Annotated in this window: 1 protein-coding gene and 1 pseudogene; both read right to left on the reverse strand. The window is 74.7% G+C overall.

Annotation, left to right across the window (positions count from 1 at the left end; genetic code table 11):
* A partial coding sequence (locus PROKR_RS04740; protein ID WP_036960042.1) for an ABC transporter permease occupies positions 1 to 489 on the reverse strand: 489 nt, incomplete at its 3' end.
* Positions 486 to 609: pseudogene (locus PROKR_RS37250) on the reverse strand (ABC transporter ATP-binding protein); the annotation flags it as partial. The gene PROKR_RS04740 and the pseudogene PROKR_RS37250, both read right to left, overlap by 4 nt.

Here is a 609-nt window from a genome sequence, read left to right on the forward strand (position 1 = left end):
CGCGCCGACGACGGCGGGCAGCGCGCCCAGCTCGGGCCGCCAGCCGAGCGCCACGGCGACGCCGCAGATGACGACCACCTGCACCACCTCGACGGCGAGCACGCCGAGCACCTTGCCCGCCAGCAGCCCCGACCGGCCGAGCGGCGTCGTCGCCATCAGGCGCAGGACGCCGTTGCGCCGGTCGAACGCCGTGGCGATCGCCTGCGACGTGAACGCCGTCGACATGACGGCCAGGGCGAGCACACCGGGCGTCACGAAGTCGACCCGCGAGAACCCGTGCGTGTCCAGGTCGATGAACGACGTGCGCACCAGCGCGAACAGGACCAGCACGGGCAGCACGATCGTCACGAGCAGCTGCTCGCCGTTGCGCAGGATCGCGCGCGTCTCGAAGGACGCCTGGGCGGCGATCCGGCGGAGGACGGGTGCGGCGGCGGGAGTGGTCTCGACGGGCTCGACCCGCGAGCCGGGCCCGACCCTGGGCGTGCTCATCGGAGGTTCCTCCCCGTCAGGTCGAGGAACACGTCCTCGAGGGTGCGGCTGCCGGTGGTGACCGACCGGGCGAGCACGCCGCGCCCGGCGAGCCAGCCGGTCACGGCGGCGACGGCCGCC

This window comes from Promicromonospora kroppenstedtii DSM 19349 (assembly GCF_000515355.1).
In the GTDB taxonomy this organism is placed as follows: Bacteria; Actinomycetota; Actinomycetes; order Actinomycetales; family Cellulomonadaceae; genus Promicromonospora; species Promicromonospora kroppenstedtii.